The organism is Staphylococcus sp. MZ3 (genome assembly GCF_018622755.1).
Classification (GTDB): Bacteria; Bacillota; Bacilli; order Staphylococcales; family Staphylococcaceae; genus Staphylococcus; species Staphylococcus aureus.
Map to the genome: position 1 here is coordinate 415776 of NZ_CP076026.1, position 20937 is coordinate 436712.

Below are 20937 nucleotides of genomic sequence, written 5' to 3' on the forward strand. Positions count from 1 at the left end.
GATGGGAGTCATCTCTTTCTTATATTTTGAGACGGAGATGATGAGAAGTTAGACAAAAATGTAGAAGAAGTATTTAACGACAATCCTAGACATACAATGATTGTAGATGATATCCGTTAGAGGAGTGAGAGCAAATTTATTTGTTACTAAGAGACAAGAGTTTTAAATAAATATCTTTTGTACTACATAAAAGAAAGTGGTCGTTATCATAGAATATTTGGCGATAAGGTAAATCTGATTATGTTAGAACCTATATTTATTGATGATTTAGTGAGGTTTGAGAAGACAAGAATGATTGAATTACAATTGACAATTGACACCCCTTAGATTAATATTAATTTATTAGAAGTCAACTAACGCCTCTTAGCAATGCGAAACACAGTTGGCCTTTTTTTTGTAATAGGAGAATTTATAGTTATGGATAAATCACTTGAAATTAACTTAAAAGAATTAGAAAGCATAATGTATAAAGAAAAAGTAATCGACGTTAAAGAGTATGATAATTTAAAAGTAACTTTTGAGACACTAAACGATGCTCCTAAAAGTGAAATACCCACTCCCTTTACAATAGAACAAATGTTATATAAATTAGAAACTAAAAATTTATATTTTCCTGAAATTAAGTCAAAAGAAAAATGTGTGGAGCTTTTACATAGTGTTGGCTATTATAATTTGAAGCATTTTATGTATAATGAATTTGGTAAAGATGAGCCGAAAAATTTTGATGAAGTATATATACTTTATAAATTTGATAGATATTTATTGAAACAATTATTTAGTTTAGTAAATATGTTGGAAACTCATATAAGAAATATTATTTTAGAAGTATATATGTTAGAAATTGAGTATAATAACAAGCCTTCGACACTGTTCTATTTAGATAAAGATTTATATTTTGAGAAAGTTAATGATGAGTATAAATATTCTGCCAAAAAGCTAAAAGAGTTCAATAGGTTACAAAATGTTTTTTGGAGAGCTATAGAAAAAAAGAAAAGTAACGATAACGTTAAACATAATATTAAAAAATACAATATTATACCAGCTTGGGTTTTATTCCAAAATTTTAGTTTTGGAGATTTGTCTACTTTTTATAGAACTACATTACCAACTTATAGAAATAAAGTAAGTAAGCGAATTGAAAATTTAATAGAAAAAAATACTGGTATAAGCATAAAACTTCCAGAAAAGTTATTGTGTGCATGGTTGAATAGTATCAGGTTTTTGAGAAATAGAATAGCTCACACAGATATAATTTATGGAATTAATTTTACAAACACCTGTGCAAAACATCATAGTGATGAGGAAATGTATGTAAATATAGAAAAGTATAAATATCAGCAAAGGTTAGTTACATTTTTATTAGCTATGAAGAAAATATTTATGAGTATGCCAGAAAATAATATTATTGAATGGAATGAGACTCTAACTAAGATAGAGAATAAATGTTCAGAACATAACTTTATTAAACTTTCTAGGTTAGGAGTTATTGAAAATAACCTTTCTTACTTTAAAATAACTAAATAAAAAATAGCGCACACTAATAACTAAGTGATTGTCTTTTTACGCTGAATAATGCCCTGTGTTGTAGTTAGAAAGATTTTCAAATAACACTATATTTATAAAAATGTTGAATTATAATATGGTCGGTTTATTTTATAGGAGTAATAAAAAGCATTTATCTTTTATCCGCCACAAATAATGAGTAAATGTACCTTGCTTTCAATGTTGATATTTTACAACCTTGTAGAGTTGATTTGATATATCATCTCATACGTTGTAGGCAATGAATACGTAAATTATGCAGTGACATGAACTGTTGAGAAGTATAGAGCATTAAAAATCTTGATATATCAATAGTTATAAACTGGTACAAATTAACGAAAAGTACTCTTGTCATCGAGTGGGAATAATTATATATAGCAAATGATAGGCTAGAAGTACCGTTATTATGCGGTTTCTAGCCTTTTTTGGTGCGATTGGTATGGGCAACATCATGTGATGAAATGATGGGAGTTATATCTGTAGAAATTGGCGTACCAATTTCTTTATGTTGGGGCTCCGCAGTCAACTACTACCAATATAAGATTGTAGAGCCTACGATTTGGATTTTATGTCCTGGGATCGGTTTCCTATTCTTATTAAATAATATTTAAAAATCTATACTATCTATATTGAAATTTTTATTTATGGTTATGCCATAACTACTTTGTATTTCCGGTACTAAACTTTGCAATATTGGATAATAGTTATTAGCGAAACCAATAATAATGGAATTAATCACATTGATACTAAGTTCTTTATCTTCAGGTAATGCATTTTCTATTATTTTGATTAAGTCTATATATTTTATTTCATCAGAATTTTTATGTGCTAAATACTTCATAAAATCAGTTTGCACTTTTTCGAAAACGCTATATCTTAAGTCCATTTGTACAAATATTAAGCTGACAGTTTTAGTTTCGAATTGACTTTGACCCAAAACTGAAGCAAGTTCTTCTATTGATTGATATAGCAATCTGATATCGCCGTTATCTTCAAGCATATGAAACACTCCTTTATCATTTTAGAATAACCATGCAATGGCTTCTTTGACTACAGTTGAGATTATTCCAGCATCACTTTTACTTAGACCGGCATTTATTGCGCCTCGTTTAACTGCATCACCGACAGCGTTAGCTGGTACTTCTGACCATTTTAGCAATGGTTTCAATTCTTTTACAATACCTGAATACCCTTTATCAAAAATAGTTGCAGCTTTTTTGCCACCAACTTGTTGTATGACATTTTTTGCTTTGCCCCTATTATTAATAATTAGCTTTATAGCAGTTTTAACTACTTTTGTTCCGCCAATTCGTTGTTGTGCTTCTGGATTCATTGGCAAGTTAGGATTGCGATTAATTTTCACACCATTTATATTTTCATAACTTTGGTGAGCAGTTTTTGTATTGTTTGTCTGTATTTCATTTGCGTTAGTTAAAGGTGAAACAGACGTTAATAAAACGGCAGTCAAGACTAGTGAACCAATAGCTTTTGTGATTTTCATTATACATTTATCTCCTTTAATAGTGAATTTGCAAAACCAAATGTTTGAAATATAAGTAAATAATCATTAAAAAAACAAAGTGAGTGAAAGGTCCTAATTCGTATAACTAGCATTTAATAATTTAATTAATCGTTTTCACCAAAATAGAAAATGCCACTTAACACAATTATTAAAAGTAATGTAACTATGAAAGAAGTCCAAGCTAATACAAGTGAACATATTAAAAGTACTAATGAAGTGACTGTTTGTAAGAACCCAAAAAGTAAAGATTCCATTATATAAGCAAAATAAATAGTTAGTGAAAAAATTGCTACAGCAAGTAACATTTGCCCTATGATTTTCAAAATTCCAGTTGTGTAGCCAGTAACTAATAAATTTTTCACATGAACTTGATTACCATATTGCCATCCCGTTCATAAAATAGTTTAGAAGAGATTGCTATTAAATTTAATTGTTTTGCATAAGTGTCAGAATATTATTCTTAACTGTTAAGAGTCGTTAATTTATTTAAATCTATTAAGATTGTTAGAGATTATTATGCGCTGGGAAACGCCACTGTTACAGTGGAAGAGGAATTTGGATAACTAGATATGTTAATCGTAAATGTGGCGTCGTGAAACACGACTTCAACATCTTCGATCAATCTATCTTTGAGATTGGTCGAAGATTGAAACATATGTAAGAAAACGACATAGTTTATGGAAAGCTCGGTAAGTAGTTGAAAAATCAATCTAGATTGAAATCATGCATATCGTTTAATAAAATTTTTCGGAGAAATAAAAACTTACTAAAAACGAAAAGGTTTATTTGATTTATTTACTTGTATATTGTAAATGGTTAAAATGAGTCTATAGATTATGTAGAGAACTCTAGTATGCCTTTTGAGTATATGTGGGATTCTTTCTTTATATAAAAGGAGTTCGGAGTGGCAACACTAAAAGATGTAAAGACTGGTAAAAAGGAAATTTTGCCATCAACTGCAAAAGATAAAAATGGTAAAAATGTTACGTTAATTTATTTTGAAAAAGACGGTAAATTAGGTTTTTATGTGCAGAAAACACAAAAAGAACGTGGAGTAGGGAAATGCGTTTCTGGTATAGCGGGTGGCGCAGTGACAGGAGGCACTACTTTAGGTCTTGCAGGTGCAGGAGTAGGAACAGTTACTATTCCAGTAATTGGGACAGTTAGTGGAGGCGTAGTTGGAGCTGTTGGTGGTGCTGTCGGCGGGGGTCTAACCGGTGGAGCCACATTCTGCTAATAGTGTAGGAGTGATACCATGAAAAAATTTTTTAATCTATGGGTATGTTCGTTCTTATTTTTAGTAATAATATCATGGGTAATAATTAGTATAAAATTTGGTAATATCAGCACGATGCAAATATTAATTTCTAATCTGTTTATATTTATTGCTTATTTACTATATTTAGTTAAGTTCATTCGTTTCAAAAAAACAGTGGCGATCAGTAAACAAGTATAAAGAAAGTCGATTTTGTCTTTCTCTCGAACATATATAAGTTTATATAGATGTAGAGCTATTTTTTATTTGTAAATTATTTTGTAATTGAAAATGAGTATGAACATGTTCTCCAATCAACAGAGTATGTCTCGGAAGAAATCTATTATACTTATGTGAATAAGTCATAATGTCAGACATATATATAATAAGACGAATAGATTGTAAATAGCTTTTTACTTTTAATTGTTGATATTCCAATATTAGTACCTATATTTATTGAAGATATAGTGAGATTTGAGGATAGATGTATTTTAAATTATAGAATTGATGATTTATTTCAAATATTAATGGAATTATATTTGAAAATTAATAACACTTAGATTAATATTAATTTATCAGAAGTCAGCTAACGCCTCTTAACAATGCGAAACATAGCTGGCCTTTTTTTGTAATAGGAAAATTTATAGTTATGGCTAAATCACTTGAAATTGACAAATCTATAATTAAATACGCACGTAAGTAATTTTGATCGTTCATTGTTATTGTTTTATGTTTTAGGAAATGTGCTATTGAAAGGTTTAAAGATGATTGGAATTTCTTGGTTTCTTGACTTATATAGTTATGAAAGAGGGCGTTGTCCTTAATGGCATTTCTGAGATCAGAAATGCTATTAATAAACATTTGGAATATACAAATATAACTGAAGAATGTATTTAAAAACTTAGAATGTATATCTATCCTTAAATAGTTGTAGTACTATTGATCTTTAAACATAAGATGTAAATGGAAAAGATATTGTATTTTAACAACATTTCAATTTATAATATATTTGTATGTCATATTTCTAGCAATTTTTATAGTTTTATAGCTATTTAATTCGTATTTGAGATAAAAGGAGAGGTTTGGATGGGATATAGAATAGAAACAAGAACGTTTGAAGAGTTAGAAGGAAAATTAAAGTTACCAACTTTTCAAAGAGCACTAGTTTGGTCTAATAATCAAAAGCAAGAATTTTTCTCAACGCTGAAAGATGGTTTTCCTTTTGGTTCTATTCTGTTATACGAATATGAAAATGATAATAAATACAGTCTTATTGATGGCCTGCAAAGGTATTCTACAATGGTAGATTTCATGGAGAATCCAACAAACTATATTGAATTTGAAGATTTTACATTGAAAATTGCTGAATTGTATAAAGGGGCATCAGAGAGTACAAAAGCAGAAGTAGTTAATTATGCCGAAGATATTCTGCTGAAAATTATTGAAAAATATATTGATTCTACAAAAGAAAATGTAAAAGTAAATGAACTAGCTAAAAAAATGGTGGATAAATTTCCAGTATTAGGTGAAACAGATATTAGAGATGAAATCACTCAAATACAGTCAGATGTTATTACTTATTTTAATAATCAACTAGATATTAGTAATGTCAAGATTCCGTGTATCTTCTTTGAAGGAGAAGAGACTGAATTGGCAGAAGTTTTTCAAAGGTTAAACAGTGGAGGTAAAAAGTTATCGAAGTATCAAGTTTTTGCTGCACATTGGGACAGATATGAAGTTGAATTGGGAGATTTAAAGTATAGTGATGAGATACTTAAAAATGTAATAGAAAGGTACGAAAGATTAAATAATGATAGAGGTATCTTAATTGAAAATTTTGACCCTAAAGAAATGGAGACGTCAAGAGTAATTAATTTATCTGAATTATGTTATGGACTTGGTAAAGTGATTTCTGATGAATTACAAGCATTTTTTAAAGAGTCAACAGAAGATATATGCAATGAATTAGGATTTCAAACAATGCTAATTGTATTTGGCATTCCTACAAATAAGATGAATGAGTTACCATATAAATATCAATATATGAAGAATAAAAATAATATAGAAATCTTGTTTGAAAAAATTGTGAAGATATATAAAATAATAAATAACAAGTTTAAAGAAGCTTTCTCTATGGTAGTATCGTCAAGAGAAGATAAATATGAAACTAAATCTTTTACTAGATTACAAATAATGTCATTCTTTTCATCTTTATGGATCTCATCGTATAGTATTGAATTAGATGAAAATAAAAACACATTTTCTATTAAACAAACTAAATCTTTGAAAAAAAATCAACAAGTGATTTTGTCTAATATCATAATTTATGCAATTTATGATGTGATAAGAAAGTACTGGTCAGGAACAGGTGATCGAAAATTAATGGATATATACATATCTCAAAACAATAGATATTTAAAGCCGTTAGCAAAAGAAGTGTTTAGAAATGAGCTACTTAGATGGAATGAAGAGAATATAAATAAGACAAGTATTAATATTCAAACGGATGAGAAGATGATCATTACTTTTATTGCTAATAAATTTAGAAGCTTCTATTCATCTTTGAATGATAATTTAGATTATGAACATATTTTTTCAAGAAAATTATACAAGCTGCATAAAGGTAATGCAATAATCCCTGCTGGATCTTTAGGTAACATCATGTTACTTGACTCTGGTATTAATAGAAGAAAAAAAGAAAAATTTCTTTATTCAGCAATAGATATTGATAAGGCATCTATTACGGGAACTATAGAAAATCAGTATGTTAACAACAGTTTTTATCCAGATAAAAGAACAATAGATACTATTGAAATAGATATAATTGATGAAAAATATGATAGTTTAATAAAAATGATCAAAAATCGTGGTGATAAATTAATAGAAGAAGTTGTTAGAGAATTATATAAATAAGTTTGATATATCTTGCTTTTTATTATCACGCTAGTTGATGGTATCTTTAAAGTGTGTATTACCTGATTGATATCAATACCAGGTATCGAATGAATATTTTTAAAATAATTGAGTTGTTGTGCTAATTGAATCATGGCATCATTTAATTGTTTGATACGATGGATAGATTGTTTTAATTGTTTAGGCGGCCTTTGTTGGTCGCCATTTTTATATAATAATATAAATGACCAAACCACAGCACCTATTAATTTAAGAGTGAGGTCATTTTTAAAGGTAAAAAAGGAGTAATTTTATATATTAAAATGATATATAAAACAAGTAGTATTAGTATGTTGTGAATTGTTATAGAATTTGACTTGTTAGCAATTTCGTAGTTATTGTAATAGCAAGTACTGTATGGTTTTATTTTTTAAAGTTAGTGAAATAATATTGGATTTTTGAAGTGAAATATTTGTAGATGGATACAACGAAGCATATTAGAAATACAAAAGGAACGATGAAATTAAATGTCCATCATTCCTTATGCCTAGTAGTTTTTTAGTTAATATATTTAATTGCTAACTTATTATTAGGGTCTCTTTCAAGAATTTTATTTGCGACCAATTGAATATTCTCATGTGAAATCATATTAAAGTCTGGTTCTCCAAGGATTTCTAAAAATTCGTATAATAAATTAGCATTATTAAATTGCGAAATCTCTAACGATTGCCAATAATGATAGTATGCTAAATCATAGGCATTATCTATGTAATTGAAATGAAAGTGATAGATGCTTGCGACCATTTCATGATATTCAATTGTATTTATTTGATTCGCAAGATTTGATAAATATGATACTAATTTTTCATCTGAAATTTCGTTCGACATAAAGTATGTTAGAATATTCTCCATATCTTTATTCTCTAACATATTTTTTAATTCAGTTGGTAATAAATTTAATAGAATGTTAACGCTTTTCATTTATTTAACCCATCCATTCGATATATATATTGCCATTTTTTCGTGTATAAGTTATGACTACAGTTCTATCACTCATGACAAGTGTTTTTTGGTATGCGGACTTTTTGTATCGGCTTTGCTTTCCATACCTCATAACATGCGACATTACTTTAGAAACATCTTTCCAATTGTTTTTAGTAACTTTATTCCAATTATGTTTACTAGCAAGAATATGTTTTCTTTTATTAGCTCCTAGATTGGCTACAGAAGGTAAAAATTTACCAAAACTCTTTGTTTTGATAGCGGTTTGAGTTGCTTTTTTCCATATGTTTTAATTGCATAGTTTATTCCGTATCAGCTACAGCAGCTAATATTACTAATGGCAATGCAGAAGATTTAGCTTCAATTGAGTTGAATTTTATTATTTCGCCAGTTTCTTTGTCGATTAATGTAGCTTCATATTCTTCATTTTCAAATTGTTCTACGAAAACGTCATAATCCTTATTTATTAGTTTTCCATTTTCATCGACGTATCTGCCCTTATCATCCATAGTATTAGTATTCAAATCATATTGAATATTTTTATCTAAATCAATATCTTTTTTCGTTTTTCCACTAACGTCTTTTTCAAGCTTTATATTTACAATTTTTAAGCAGAAGTATCCCATTATTTCAAGGTCTGATTTATCTATAATTAAATACGTACGTATGGAATTTTGATCGTTCATTTTTATTGCTTTATGTTTTAGGAAATGTGCTATTGAAGGGTTTAAAGATGTTTGGAATTTCTTGGTTTCTTGACTTATATAGTTATGAAAGAGGGCGTTGTCCTTTATTAAATTTCTGAGATCAGAAATGCTATAAATAAAGTGATTAAGATTTTTTGTTTTCATGTAATTTAAGAAATGGATTTGTTTTTTGTGGGTTATTTTTAATTCTATTATGAAATGGTTTGAATTTTGCAGTTGCAAATATGATAGCTGCTTCTTTTGACAAAGTAATAGAACCTTTTTCTTCTGGTACCATGATATTCACTCCTTGTACAATTCAATTTAAGTATTATAAAATAATTTTACTATACAATTACCTTTGTGTAAATCGTTTCTTATTGTTACCAAATTATTTGTTTAAAAGCGTTATGCAATGCCAATCAACACTAATGGGGTGTAAGTATTTCCCTGTTAATATTTTATTAGCGTTATTTACATATACCTTCTGTAATGTGAATTTTTAAAATTACAGTTTACATGGAACGTTGTGGCGTATATTCTGTATATAGAAGTGTAAAAACACAATTGGGTTGGTAGTCCTAATGCAGTTTTAAAACTGTCAGTAACCTTCCTCCTCGGGTCGTCCGTCATTTCTAATTAAACTAGAGGAGGGATAGCATGGAGCTATCTATTTTTTACAATGGGCAATTTTTTGTAGCATTGGTAGAATATAAAATGGGAAATAAATCAAAATTTATCCAATACACATTTGGGAATGAACCTGATGATATAGAGGTATTGGATTTTATTCATCATCAATTAATGAAAATGATTGATGATATGCAAACTATTGTTTATACGAAAAATATTTCTAGAAAAGTAAACCCGAAAAGGCTACAAAGACAAATTGCTAAGGAGCAAAAGAAACCTAAATACTCTACCCAAGCACAAATAGCTATTAAGAAAGAATTAGAATTAAAGAAAAAGCAAAAGCGGAAGAACTATAAAGAAAAACGTGATGCATTTCAAAAAAGAAAAAGAGAAATTAAAAAGGTTAAAGCAAAAGAGAAGCATAAGGGGCATTAGCAATACGACAAATAAATTAAAGCAAAATGATTTATAGGTGGTTGGGATGATTTTAATTAGTTCGTGTTTGATAGGCGAAAATGTAAGATACGATGGTGGCAATCAATTGGATGTTAGATTGAAAAAATTAATAGACAGTGGAAAAGCTATTCACGCATGTCCAGAATTGCTTGGTGGATTGTTAATTCCTAGAGAACCTGCAGAAATTATTGGTGGAGATGGTTTTGATGTGTGGAATAACGCTGCAAAGGTTGTTACTATTTCTGACAAAGACGTAACTGACGATTATAAACATGGAGCAATAGTTACATTAAAAATTTTGAAAAAATATCAATGTGATACAGTTATTTTAAAAGCAAATAGCCCATCATGTGGATCACAAGAGATATATGATGGGAATTTTACAGGAAATAAGAAAAAGGGTGTAGGTGTGGCAACTGCTTTACTCATTAATGAAGGTATAAAAGTTTATGATGAAAATACGTTTTTTGACCAAAACCATGATTGAAACGATAGTACATGAAAAGTAAGTATTGAGGATATACGTAATAAACCAAGTGTTTAAGTTGTGCGATGTTTTATAAAATATTTTTTAAAATCGTTGAAAGGATATTCAAGTTGTGATAATATATCGGTACAGATAATTTTGTTAACAGATCCATGAGAGTAGGAACCCCACCATACGGGAATTTCGAAATCATGGATTTTTTGATATAAAGGAGTGATGTAATGGAAAAAGTAGCCATTTTAGTAGATGGTGGATACTATAGAAAGATAAGCGCAAAAGTCTACGGAAAAGTTACAGCGAAAGAAAGAGCTGACGAGTTATATAGTTATTGCAATAGACACTTAAAAGAGACACATTTCAAAGAAGAAATATATAATAAATTATACAGAATATTTTACTATGATTGTCCTCCTATTGATAAGATAGTTTATCACCCCTTATTAAAAAAGAATGTAAATTTTTCCAATACTGATACGAAAAAGTGGACAGAAGACTTTTTCAAAGAAATGAGCAAAAAAAGAAAGGTAGCATTGAGGTTAGGAGAGTTGAGTGAGTATTCAGTTGAATACAACTTAAAATACTCTATTACAAAAAAATTATTAAATGGAAGTATCGATTTAAATGATTTGAAAGAAAAAGATTTTTCCCTATCATTACAACAAAAAGGTGTTGATATGAAAATAGGTTTAGACATAGCTTCATTATCATTTAAACATCAAGTAGATAAAATTATTTTAATAGCTGGTGATAGCGATTTTGTACCTGCTGCTAAACTAGCAAGAACAGAAGGAATTGATTTTGTATTAGATTCTTTAGGGGCAGATATTAGAAACAACTTGTCATTACACATTGATGGTAGGCGTACTTGTGATGAAAAATTTAAATTTTATTTAAATCAACTATTTAAATAATAATTTTTTTAAAACGCATCTTCTACTTTACAGACGTTTATAGCTATTAGTATTTATCAGCTGAAAATTAAATCAGATATGGGTTTTCTTCATTAAATAATTTTTCTATAAGGAAACAGAGGCAACGTTACTGTCACCTCTGCTTGAAATAATTAGGATGAAATACTCTGAGTTTATGAACGTCCACACCCAAAACACTCAAACCCTCCAAACTCTCAACCCCAGACTACATCTCCAAACCCCCAAACACCAATATTTACCAAAGCATTGATATGAGTGCCAATACTGGCAATGTGCCTTGTTTGAAAAAGATACTAATATTGCTTGAAAGGCCACCATAAATAGCAACGCCAATGATATACACTAAAATAGCTGCGCATATTTCTTTTGGATTACTGCTGATAAACAAACCGTATATTAGCAAAATTCCGATTAAACCGTTATATACGCCTTGGTTCTTCAAAAGTAGGTTAATATTTTTGTCTTTCAATTTATCGACGCTTATATTAAATGTCTCGCTAGTCTTTTTGGAAGTTGTAGCAATCGTTTCAAGGTACATAATATAGAAAAACTCTAATGCCACAAATATGATTAAAATTATCGATATGATATTCACTGTATCGCTCCTTTATTATTAAATATTTTCTTGTAAAAATGATTGTAGTGTCTGTGGTTGATCATTGACTAATTGTTGGAAATCATTGGATTCTTGGTCTAATAGTCCTCTTGCTCCTGCGTTGTACATTGATGCCAATAATGCACCAAAGCCTTTAGGTTCATCGTACATTTCTGCAAATGTCTCTAATGAAACGGGCTCATATTTAATTTCTGTGCCTGATGCCTCAGATAAAATAGCAGCAAGTTCTTTCATATCATAACTGTAGCCTGATAATAAATAGCGTTTGCCCCAAGTATCTGGATTTTTAATAATAGCAATGACACCTCTAGCAATATCATTTCTAGTAATATAATTAATACGACCATCACCAGCTGGATAAATCAGTTTATGCATATTCATCAATTCTGGTAAATATGGTTTAAGTGGATCCATGTACATTGCCATTCTTACATACGTATAGTCAATGCCACTTGTTGCCAATAAACGTGCTGCATAACCAAAATAAGGACTCATATGGAATGGATTATTATGCTGATCTGCGTAATAACCTATGAAAATGATATGAGCAACGCCACTTTGCTTTGCCGCATATACTAAATTTTCCACTTCAGGAATACGTTTGAATGATGGATGAATAATACTTGGAATAAACACAACGGTATCCATTTCTTTAAATGCTTCTACCATGCTTTCTTGATTAAAATAATCTAATTGTCGAACAGAAACTTTTCCACGCCAATCTTCTGGAACTTTCTCAACATTTCTAACACCAATGTGAAAATGATCTATGTGATTTGCAATGGCTTGATTTGTAATATGTGTGCCTAAATGACCTGTAGCACCTGTTAACATAATATTCATTCACTTCATCTCCTAATCTTTATATACATAACATAATACTTATTTGATGGTTTTCAAAACATTTGATTTTATAAAAAATTCTAATCTGTATTTATTGTCGACGTGTATAGTAAATACGTAAATATTATTAATGTTGAAAATGCCGTAATGACGCGTTTTAGTTGATGTGTATCACTAATATCTTTGAAAATTTTAATCAGGTACTACGACAATATGATGTCTGTTTTGTGTCTGAAAGTTTTACAGTTTTTAAAATAAAAATGGTATAAAGTGTGATTTGTATAAAAAAGAGTCTCGACGGATAAGAATTGATTAATAACAGTTAGCATTTTATTAATTACCTTAACAATGATTCAAGTTTAGTTAAATGAGGTTTAATTTGAAAGGGGATAGCGCCTCAATATAATGTAGGTAGATTGTTCATATTACGTAATTGAAAAATCAAATTTAAATAGATTGGGGCTAAAAATTATGAAATTTAAAGCGATAGCAAAAGCAAGTTTAGCATTGGGAATGTTAGCAACAGGTGTAATAACGTCGAATATACAATCAGTACAAGCGAAAACAGAAGTTAAACAACAAAGTGAATCAGAGTTGAAACACTATTATAATAAACCATTTTTCGAGCGTAAAAATGTGACTGGATATAAATATACTGAAAATGGTAAAGATTATATGGAAGTCGCAACAGATCATCAGTATTATCAAATATCGTTACTAGGTCCGGATAAAGATAAATTTAAAGAAGGAAATAATCCAGGTCTAGATATATTTGTCGTTAGGGAAGGTGACAGTAGGCAAGCTGCGAATTACTCAATTGGTGGCGTAACAAAAACAAACAGTCAACCTTTTATTGACTATATACACACACCAATCCTTGAAATCAAGAAAGGTAAAGAAGAACCACAAAGTAGTCTATACCAAATTTATAAAGAAGACATCTCATTAAAAGAACTTGATTATAGATTAAGAGAACGTGCGATTAAACAACACGGCTTGTATTCAAATGGTCTTAAACAAGGTCAAATTACAATTACAATGAATGATGGCACAACACATACAATCGATTTAAGTCAAAAACTTGAAAAAGAACGTATGGGTGAGTCAATCGACGGCACTAAGATTAATAAAATTCTAGTAGAAATGAAATAATACTTTCTAATAACAAAGCGCTATGTTGAATAGTGCTTGTTATGGAAATATATGGAAGTTAAGCGACGTACTGTTGCTTAGCTTCTTTTTTTGAGGGGAAAAGTTACAAAACGCACACAAACAGTCGCACCACGCATTATCTTTTGCTTAAATAGCTTAATCATATTTTATGAATAGTTAAAAACAGGTTAATGTGAATATCCGAATACAGCTCCTATAATATGGGTGTATGATTCAAATTACGTAATAAAACAATCTAATTATAATAGATTGGAGCATACAACTATGAAAATGAAAAATATTGCAAAAATAAGTTTGTTATTAGGAATATTAGCAACAGTTGTAAACACTACAACGGAAAAACCAGTTCATGCCGAAAAGAAACCTATTGTAATAAGTGAAAATAGCAAAAAATTAAAAGCTTATTATACTCAACCGAGTATTGAATATAAAAATGTGACAGGTTATATCAGTTTCATTCAACCAAGTATTAAATTTATGAATATCATAGATGGTAATTCTGTTAATAATCTTGCTTTAATTGGCAAAGATAAGCAACATTATCATACGGGTGTACATCGTAATCTTAATATATTTTACGTTAATGAGGATAAGAGATTTGAAGGTGCAAAGTACTCCATTGGCGGTATCACGAGTGCAAACGATAAAGCTGTCGACCTAATAGCAGAAGCAAGAGTTATTAAAGCAGATCATATTGGTGAATATGATTATGACTTTTTCCCATTTAAAATAGATAAAGAAGCAATGTCATTGAAAGAGATTGATTTTAAATTAAGAAAATACCTTATTGATAATTATGGGCTTTACGGTGAAATGAGTACAGGGAAAATTACCGTCAAAAAGAAATACTACGGAAAGTATACATTTGAATTGGATAAAAAGTTACAAGAAGACCGGATGTCCGATGTTATCAATGTCACAGATATTGATAGAATTGAAATCAAAGTTAGAAAAGCATAACACACATACTTGACGACGAAATAATTTGAAATTGAAATAGAGAGGTTAAGTGATGATCAAACGTTGCTTAACTTCTTTTTAATGCTTAAAAATCATTTCAAAGGCACATAGAAACGCTATATTAATCTCATAATCACTCATTATTTTTTGCTTAAATTACTTAATAATACTTCAATAATTGTTAAAAGGGGTTTAATGTGATTATCTTAGAACGCCATCTATAATGATGTTGTATGATTCAAATTACGTAAAAAGACAATCGAATATAATATAGATTGGAGCATACAATTATGAAAATGAGAACAATTGCTAAAACCAGTTTAGCGCTAGGGATTTTAACAACAGGCGCAATTACAGTAACGACGCAATCGGTCAAAGCAGAAAAAGTACAATCAACTAAAGTTGACAAAGTATCAACGCTTAAAGCAGAGCGATCAGCAATGATAAACATAACAACAGGTGCAAATACAGGGACAACGCAAGCAGCTAACACAAGACAAGAACGCATGCCTAAACTCGAAAAGGCACCAAATACTAATGAGGAAAAAACTTCAATTTCCAAAATAGAAAAAATATCACAACCTAAACAAGAAGCGCAGAAATCGCTTAATATATCAGCAACGCAAGCGCCTAAACAAGAACAATCACAAACGACAACCGAATCCACAACGCAACAAACTAAAGTGACAACACCTCCATCAACAAACACGTCACAACCAATGCAATCTACTAAATCAGACACACCACAATCTCCAACCATAAAACAAGTACAAACAGATATAACTCCTAAATATGAAGATTTAAGAGCGTATTATACGAAACCGAGTTTTGAATTTGAAAAGCAGTTTGGATTTATGCTCAAACCATGGACGACGGTTAGGTTTATGAATGTTATTCCAAATAGGTTCATCTATAAAATAGCTTTAGTTGGAAAAGATGAGAAAAAATATAAAGATGGACCTTACGATAATATCGATGTATTTATCGTTTTAGAAGACAATAAATATCAATTGAAAAAATATTCTGTCGATGGCATCACGAAGACTAATAGTAAAAAAGTTGATCACAAAGCAGAATTAAGCATTACTAAAAAAGATAATCAAGGTATGATTTCACGCGATGTTTCAGAATACATGATTACTAAGGAAGAGATTTCCTTGAAAGAGCTTGATTTTAAATTGAGAAAGCAACTCATTGAAAAACATAATCTTTACGGTAACATGGGTTCAGGAACAATCGTTATTAAAATGAAAAACGGTGAGAAGTATACGTTTGAATTACACAAAAAACTGCAAGAGCATCGTATGGCAGATGTCATAGAAGGTACAAACATTGATAAAATTGAAGTGAATATAAAATAATCATGACGTTCTCTAAATAGAAGCTGTCATCGGAAAAACAAGAAGTTAAGTGACAACGGTTTACATGTTGCTTAGCTTCTTTTATTATGTGCAATGATGTAAAAAGACGAATATTCATTTGTTTGTAAAAGTGGCATTTCTATGTCTTAAAAGTGACGAAACTTCAAATGTGCCAAGTGTTGAATCACATCAAAATCATTTTTATTTAACGAACATTATGGATTTCTTAATTTACTTAACGATGATTCAAATATAGTTAAACAAGGTTTAATGTGAATGGAGCAATACGCCATCTATAATAAAGCTGTATGATTCAATGAATGTAATCGAACAAATCTAATAATTACGAATGGAGCATACAACTATGAAAATAACAACGATTGCTAAAACAAGTTTAGCACTAGGCCTTTTAACAACAGGTGTAATCACAACGACAACGCAAGCAGCAAACGCGACAACACCATCTTCAACTAAAGTGGAAACACCGCAACAAACACCGAATGCACCAACACCGCCTTCAACTAAAGTGGAAGCACCACAACAAGCAGCAAACGCGACAACACCATCTTCCACTAAAGTGGAAGTACCAAAACAAGCAGCAAATGCAACAACACCATCTTCAACTAAAGTAGAAGCACCGCAATCAAAACCAAACGCGACAACACCACCTTCGTCTAATGTAGACACATCACCACTACAATCGCCAACCACAAAACAAGTACCAACAGAAATAAATCCTAAATTTAAAGATTTAAGAGCGTATTATACGAAACCAAGTTTAGAATTTAAAAATGAGATTGGTATTATTTTAAAAAAATGGACGACAATAAGATTTATGAATATTGTTCCAGATTATTTCATATATAAAATTGCTTTAGTTGGTAAAGACGATAAAAAATATGGTGAAGGAGTACATAGGAATGTCGATGTATTTGTCGTTTTAGAAGAAAATAATTACAATCTGGAAAAATATTCTGTCGGTGGTATCACAAAGAGTAATAGTAAAAAAGTTGATCACAAAGCAGGAGTAAGAATTACTAAGGAAGATAATAAAGGTATAATCTCTCATGATGTTTCAGAATTCAAGATTACTAAAGAGCAGATTTCCTTGAAAGAACTTGATTTTAAATTGAGAAAACAACTTATTGAAAATCATAATCTGTACGGTAACGTTGGTTCAGGTAAAATTGTTATTAAAATGAAAAACGGTGGAAAGTACACGTTTGAATTACACAAAAAATCACAAGAAAATCGCATGGCAGATGTCATAGATGGCACTAATATTGATAACATTGAAGTGAATATAAAATAATCATGACATTCTCTAAATAGAAGCTGTCATCGGAAAAACAAGAAGTTAAGTGACAACGGCCTACATGTTGCTTAGCTTCTTTTGTTATGTTCGATGATTTGAGAACCCGAATTTTCGATGGGCCCAAATATGACGTGGAAAAGTCCTGAATTTATCTGTAAATCCCTATCTATCGGGTGTGAAGCATAACGGAATCAGTTTTATTTAACGAACATTATAGATTCCTTAATTTACTTAATAATGATTCAATGATTATTAAACATGGTTTAATGTGAAAGGTCAAATACGCCATCTATAATAAAGCTGTATGATTCAATAGACGTAAGCGAACAAATCTAATAATTACGAATGGAGCATACAACTATGAAAATGACAGCAATTGCGAAAGTAAGTTTAGCATTAGGTATTTTAGCAACAGGAACAATAACATCAACGCATCAAACTGTAAATGCAAGTGAACATGAAGCAAAATATGAAAATGTGACAAAAGATATCTTTGACTTAAGAGATTACTATAGTGGCACAAGTAAGGAACTTAAAAATGTTACTGGTTATCGTTATAGCAAAGGTGGCAAGCATTACCTTATCTTTGATAAACATCAAAAGTTCACTAGAATACAAATTTTTGGCAAAGATATAGAAAGACTTAAAACACGTAAAAATCCAGGTTTAGATATATTTGTAGTTAAAGAAGCGGAAAACCGTAATGGCACAGTGTTTTCATATGGTGGTGTCACTAAGAAAAATCAAGACGCTTATTATGATTATATAAACGCACCAAGATTTCAAATCAAGAGAGATGAAGGTGACGGTATTGCTACGTACGGTAGAGTACACTACATTTATAAAGAAGAGATTTCACTTAAAGAACTCGACTTTAAATTGAGACAGTATTTAATTCAAAATTTTGATCTGTATAAAAAGTTTCCTAAAGATAGTAAGATAAAAGTGATAATGAAAGATGGCGGCTATTATACGTTTGAACTTAATAAAAAATTACAAACAAATCGCATGAGTGATGTCATTGACGGTAGAAATATTGAAAAAATAGAAGCCAACATTAGATAATTCAATGAAATATGGATAATAGTAAAATATGGATAGTATAGAGGAGTTAGGCAACATAAGTTGCTTAGCTTCTTTTTTGTGTTGGAGAGATGAAAAATAGAAGCGGGTTCATGATCAAAATTTTGGAAATAGTTGATACCTATAGTCGCGCGTTGTCCTTTTCGTGACATGAAACAATGTGGAAAACATAATTAAATTGAGGGAAAGTGTGAATAGTTAAAAAATTAGCATTGTGTTATAAAAAATAATTAATACTGTTAGGATTTCATTAACTAACTTAACGTTGGTTCAAAAATAGTTAAAAAGAGGTTAATTCATAGCGCAGTATCTCGCTTATATAATGATAGTAGATTGTTCGTATTACGTAATTGAATTAATCATATAAAAATATATTAAGACAAAATTTATAAATAGATTGGGAGAATAGTACTATGAAATTAAAAACGTTAGCTAAAGCAACATTGGCATTAGGCTTATTAACTACTGGTGTGATTACATCAGAAGGCCAAGCAGTTCAAGCAAAAGAAAAGCAAGAGAGAGTACAACATTTATATGATATTAAAGACTTACATCGATACTACTCATCAGAAAGTTTTGAATTCAGTAATATTAGAGGTAAGGTTGAAAATTATAACGGTTCTAACGTTGTACGCTTTAACCAAGATGGTCAAAATCACCAATTATTCTTATTAGGAGAAGATAAAGCTAAATATAAACAAGGACTTCAAGGTCAAGATGTCTTTGTGGTAAAAGAATTAATTGCTCCAAACGGTAGACTATCTACTGTTGGTGGTGTAACGAAGAAAAATAACCAATCTTCTGAAACTAATACACCTTTAGTAGTTAATAAAGTGTATGGAGGAGATTTACATGCATCAATTGACTCATTTTCAATTAATAAAGAAGAAGTTTCACTGAAAGAACTTGATTTCAAAATTAGAAAGCAATTAGTTGAAAAATATGGTTTATATAAAGGTACGACTAAATACGGTAAGATCACTATCAATTTGAAAGACGAGAAAAAGGAAGTAATTGATTTAGGTGATAAACTGCAATTCGAGCGCATGGGTGATGTGTTGAATAGTAAGGATATTCAAAATATAGCAGTGACTATTAATCAAATTTAAATTAAACAATCAATGACTTTAAAGTAATAAATTTGAAGCAGCTTAACGATGAAATGTTGAATAAATACGTACATCCTCCAAAAAGGGGCGTATCTAAATCAACAGTGTCGTTAGGCTGTTTTTATGTTTTATAACGCAGGGTATGAGCGTACTAAAAATTCACATTACTTCTGAAAGTGATGTCCATTGAATATTAATTAGTTCTTCATTAACCATGATTTAATTTTAATTAAACGAGTGTTAATGTCAGTCTGTCTCAATGCCCTTTATAATAAATGTGTATTATTCAAATTACGTAATAAAAGCAATCCAATATATTAAGATTGGAGCATATGAATATGAAATTTACAGCGATAGCTAAAGCGATATTTGTATTAGGAATATTAACAACAAGTGTAATGATAACAGAAAATCAATCGGTTAATGCAAAAGGAAAGTATGAAAAAATGAACCGTTTATATGATACAAACAAGTTACATCAATACTATTCAGGACCTAGTTATGAGTTAACAAATGTTAGTGGCCAAAGTCAAGGTTATTATGACTCTAACGTTTTGCTTTTTAACCAACAAAATCAAAAGTTCCAAGTATTTTTATTGGGAAAAGATGAAAATAAATACAAAGAAAAAACACATGGTTTAGATGTCTTTGCGGTACCAGAATTAGTAGATTTAGATGGAAGAATATTTAGTGTTAGTGGTGTAACGAAGAAAAACGTAAAATCAATATTTGAGTCTCTAAGAACGCCGAACTTACTAGTTAAAAAAATAGACGATAAAGACGGTTTTTCTATTGATGAATTTTTCTTTATTCAAAAGGAAGAAGTGTCATTGAAGGAACTTGATTTTAAAATAAGAAAACTGTTGATTAAAAAATACAAACTGTATGAAGGGTCAGCTGATAAAGGTAGAATTGTTATTAATATGAAAGATGAAAATAAGTATGAAATTGATTTAAGTGATAAATTAGATTTCGAGCGTATGGCAGATGTCATTAATAGTGAACAAATTAAGAACATCGAAGTGAATTTGAAATAATCAATGATATATAGAATAAAAGCTTAAGAAGCG

General features: G+C 29.9%; 19 protein-coding genes and 2 pseudogenes. 14 read left to right on the forward strand and 7 right to left on the reverse strand.

Annotation, left to right across the window (positions count from 1 at the left end):
* Positions 1-417: 417 nt before the first annotated feature.
* Positions 418-1524: an Abi family protein gene (locus KI230_RS01880; protein ID WP_000361527.1), complete on the forward strand. Its 1107-nt coding sequence runs from the start codon at positions 418-420 to the stop codon at positions 1522-1524.
* Between the two features lie 625 nt (positions 1525-2149).
* On the opposite strand, the gene KI230_RS01885 is transcribed toward KI230_RS01880, so the two are convergent.
* Both KI230_RS01885 and KI230_RS01890 read right to left on the reverse strand, forming a co-directional pair.
* Positions 2150-2542, reverse strand: coding sequence for a hypothetical protein (locus tag KI230_RS01885; RefSeq protein WP_000888757.1), 393 nt, complete (start codon positions 2540-2542; stop codon positions 2150-2152).
* Between the two features lie 21 nt (positions 2543-2563).
* Positions 2564-3043: a YqxI family protein gene (locus tag KI230_RS01890; RefSeq protein ID WP_000704946.1), complete on the reverse strand. Its 480-nt coding sequence runs from the start codon at positions 3041-3043 to the stop codon at positions 2564-2566.
* A gap of 922 nt (positions 3044-3965) precedes the next feature.
* On the opposite strand from KI230_RS01890, the pseudogene KI230_RS01895 reads away from it, so the two are divergent.
* Positions 3966-4301: pseudogene (locus KI230_RS01895) on the forward strand (hypothetical protein); the annotation flags it as partial.
* A gap of 1104 nt (positions 4302-5405) precedes the next feature.
* On the forward strand, positions 5406-7232 hold the full coding sequence (locus tag KI230_RS01900) for a DUF262 domain-containing protein (RefSeq protein ID WP_000542272.1): 1827 nt from the start codon (positions 5406-5408) through the stop codon (positions 7230-7232).
* Positions 7233-7769: 537 nt separating this feature from the next.
* Here the strand turns inward: KI230_RS01900 and KI230_RS01905 are convergent.
* The 3 genes and pseudogenes from KI230_RS01905 to KI230_RS01915 all read right to left on the reverse strand — a co-directional run bounded on the left by KI230_RS01905 (position 7770) and on the right by KI230_RS01915 (position 9197).
* Entirely contained in the window at positions 7770-8192 is a 423-nt protein-coding gene (locus KI230_RS01905) for a hypothetical protein (protein ID WP_000843946.1), read from the reverse strand.
* A pseudogene (locus KI230_RS01910) lies at positions 8193-8776 on the reverse strand (SAR2788 family putative toxin); the annotation flags it as partial.
* A 268-nt stretch (positions 8777-9044) separates the two neighbouring features.
* Positions 9045-9197, reverse strand: a complete 153-nt coding sequence (locus KI230_RS01915; RefSeq protein ID WP_000248840.1) for a hypothetical protein — start codon at positions 9195-9197, stop codon at positions 9045-9047.
* 362 nt (positions 9198-9559) lie between these two features.
* Between KI230_RS01915 and KI230_RS01920 the strand changes: the two genes are divergently transcribed.
* From KI230_RS01920 to KI230_RS01930, 3 genes are all read left to right on the forward strand, one after another.
* Positions 9560-9967 (forward strand): YjdF family protein, encoded by a 408-nt coding sequence (locus tag KI230_RS01920; RefSeq protein WP_000423531.1) that lies wholly within the window; start codon positions 9560-9562, stop codon positions 9965-9967.
* 46 nt (positions 9968-10013) lie between these two features.
* Positions 10014-10475 carry a 2-thiouracil desulfurase family protein gene (locus KI230_RS01925; RefSeq protein WP_000600869.1) on the forward strand — a complete coding sequence of 154 codons (462 nt, stop codon included), beginning with the start codon at positions 10014-10016 and terminating at the stop codon, positions 10473-10475.
* A gap of 221 nt (positions 10476-10696) precedes the next feature.
* Positions 10697-11386 (forward strand): NYN domain-containing protein, encoded by a 690-nt coding sequence (locus KI230_RS01930; RefSeq protein WP_000416469.1) that lies wholly within the window; start codon positions 10697-10699, stop codon positions 11384-11386.
* Between the two features lie 256 nt (positions 11387-11642).
* On the opposite strand, the gene KI230_RS01935 is transcribed toward KI230_RS01930, so the two are convergent.
* Positions 11643-12002, reverse strand: coding sequence for a DUF1304 domain-containing protein (locus tag KI230_RS01935; RefSeq protein WP_001021571.1), 360 nt, complete (start codon positions 12000-12002; stop codon positions 11643-11645).
* Between the two features lie 18 nt (positions 12003-12020).
* A complete protein-coding gene (locus KI230_RS01940; RefSeq protein ID WP_001024382.1) occupies positions 12021-12866 on the reverse strand; it encodes an SDR family oxidoreductase in 846 nt (281 codons plus the stop codon).
* A gap of 471 nt (positions 12867-13337) precedes the next feature.
* Here KI230_RS01940 and KI230_RS01945 point away from each other — a divergent pair, with 471 nt between their 5' ends.
* The 8 genes from KI230_RS01945 (at position 13338) to KI230_RS01980 (ending at position 20904) form a co-directional block, all read left to right on the forward strand.
* The gene (locus KI230_RS01945) at positions 13338-14018 is read left to right on the forward strand and encodes a superantigen-like protein SSL1 (protein ID WP_000668995.1); all 681 of its coding nucleotides are present in this window, start codon (positions 13338-13340) and stop codon (positions 14016-14018) included.
* 285 nt (positions 14019-14303) lie between these two features.
* Positions 14304-14999 carry a superantigen-like protein SSL2 gene (locus KI230_RS01950; RefSeq protein WP_045177072.1) on the forward strand — a complete coding sequence of 232 codons (696 nt, stop codon included), beginning with the start codon at positions 14304-14306 and terminating at the stop codon, positions 14997-14999.
* 290 nt (positions 15000-15289) lie between these two features.
* Complete coding sequence (locus KI230_RS01955; protein WP_214958305.1) at positions 15290-16360, forward strand: superantigen-like protein SSL3; 1071 nt, start codon at positions 15290-15292, stop codon at positions 16358-16360.
* 118 nt (positions 16361-16478) lie between these two features.
* Positions 16479-16616 carry a hypothetical protein gene (locus tag KI230_RS01960; RefSeq protein ID WP_001791691.1) on the forward strand — a complete coding sequence of 46 codons (138 nt, stop codon included), beginning with the start codon at positions 16479-16481 and terminating at the stop codon, positions 16614-16616.
* A gap of 108 nt (positions 16617-16724) precedes the next feature.
* A complete protein-coding gene (locus KI230_RS01965) occupies positions 16725-17672 on the forward strand; it encodes a superantigen-like protein SSL4 (protein ID WP_214958306.1) in 948 nt (315 codons plus the stop codon).
* A gap of 363 nt (positions 17673-18035) precedes the next feature.
* Positions 18036-18740: a superantigen-like protein SSL5 gene (locus KI230_RS01970; protein WP_045177078.1), complete on the forward strand. Its 705-nt coding sequence runs from the start codon at positions 18036-18038 to the stop codon at positions 18738-18740.
* 431 nt (positions 18741-19171) lie between these two features.
* On the forward strand, positions 19172-19867 hold the full coding sequence (locus KI230_RS01975) for a superantigen-like protein SSL7 (protein WP_214958307.1): 696 nt from the start codon (positions 19172-19174) through the stop codon (positions 19865-19867).
* A 338-nt stretch (positions 19868-20205) separates the two neighbouring features.
* Positions 20206-20904 carry a superantigen-like protein SSL8 gene (locus KI230_RS01980; RefSeq protein ID WP_000673034.1) on the forward strand — a complete coding sequence of 233 codons (699 nt, stop codon included), beginning with the start codon at positions 20206-20208 and terminating at the stop codon, positions 20902-20904.
* Positions 20905-20937: the final 33 nt, after the last annotated feature.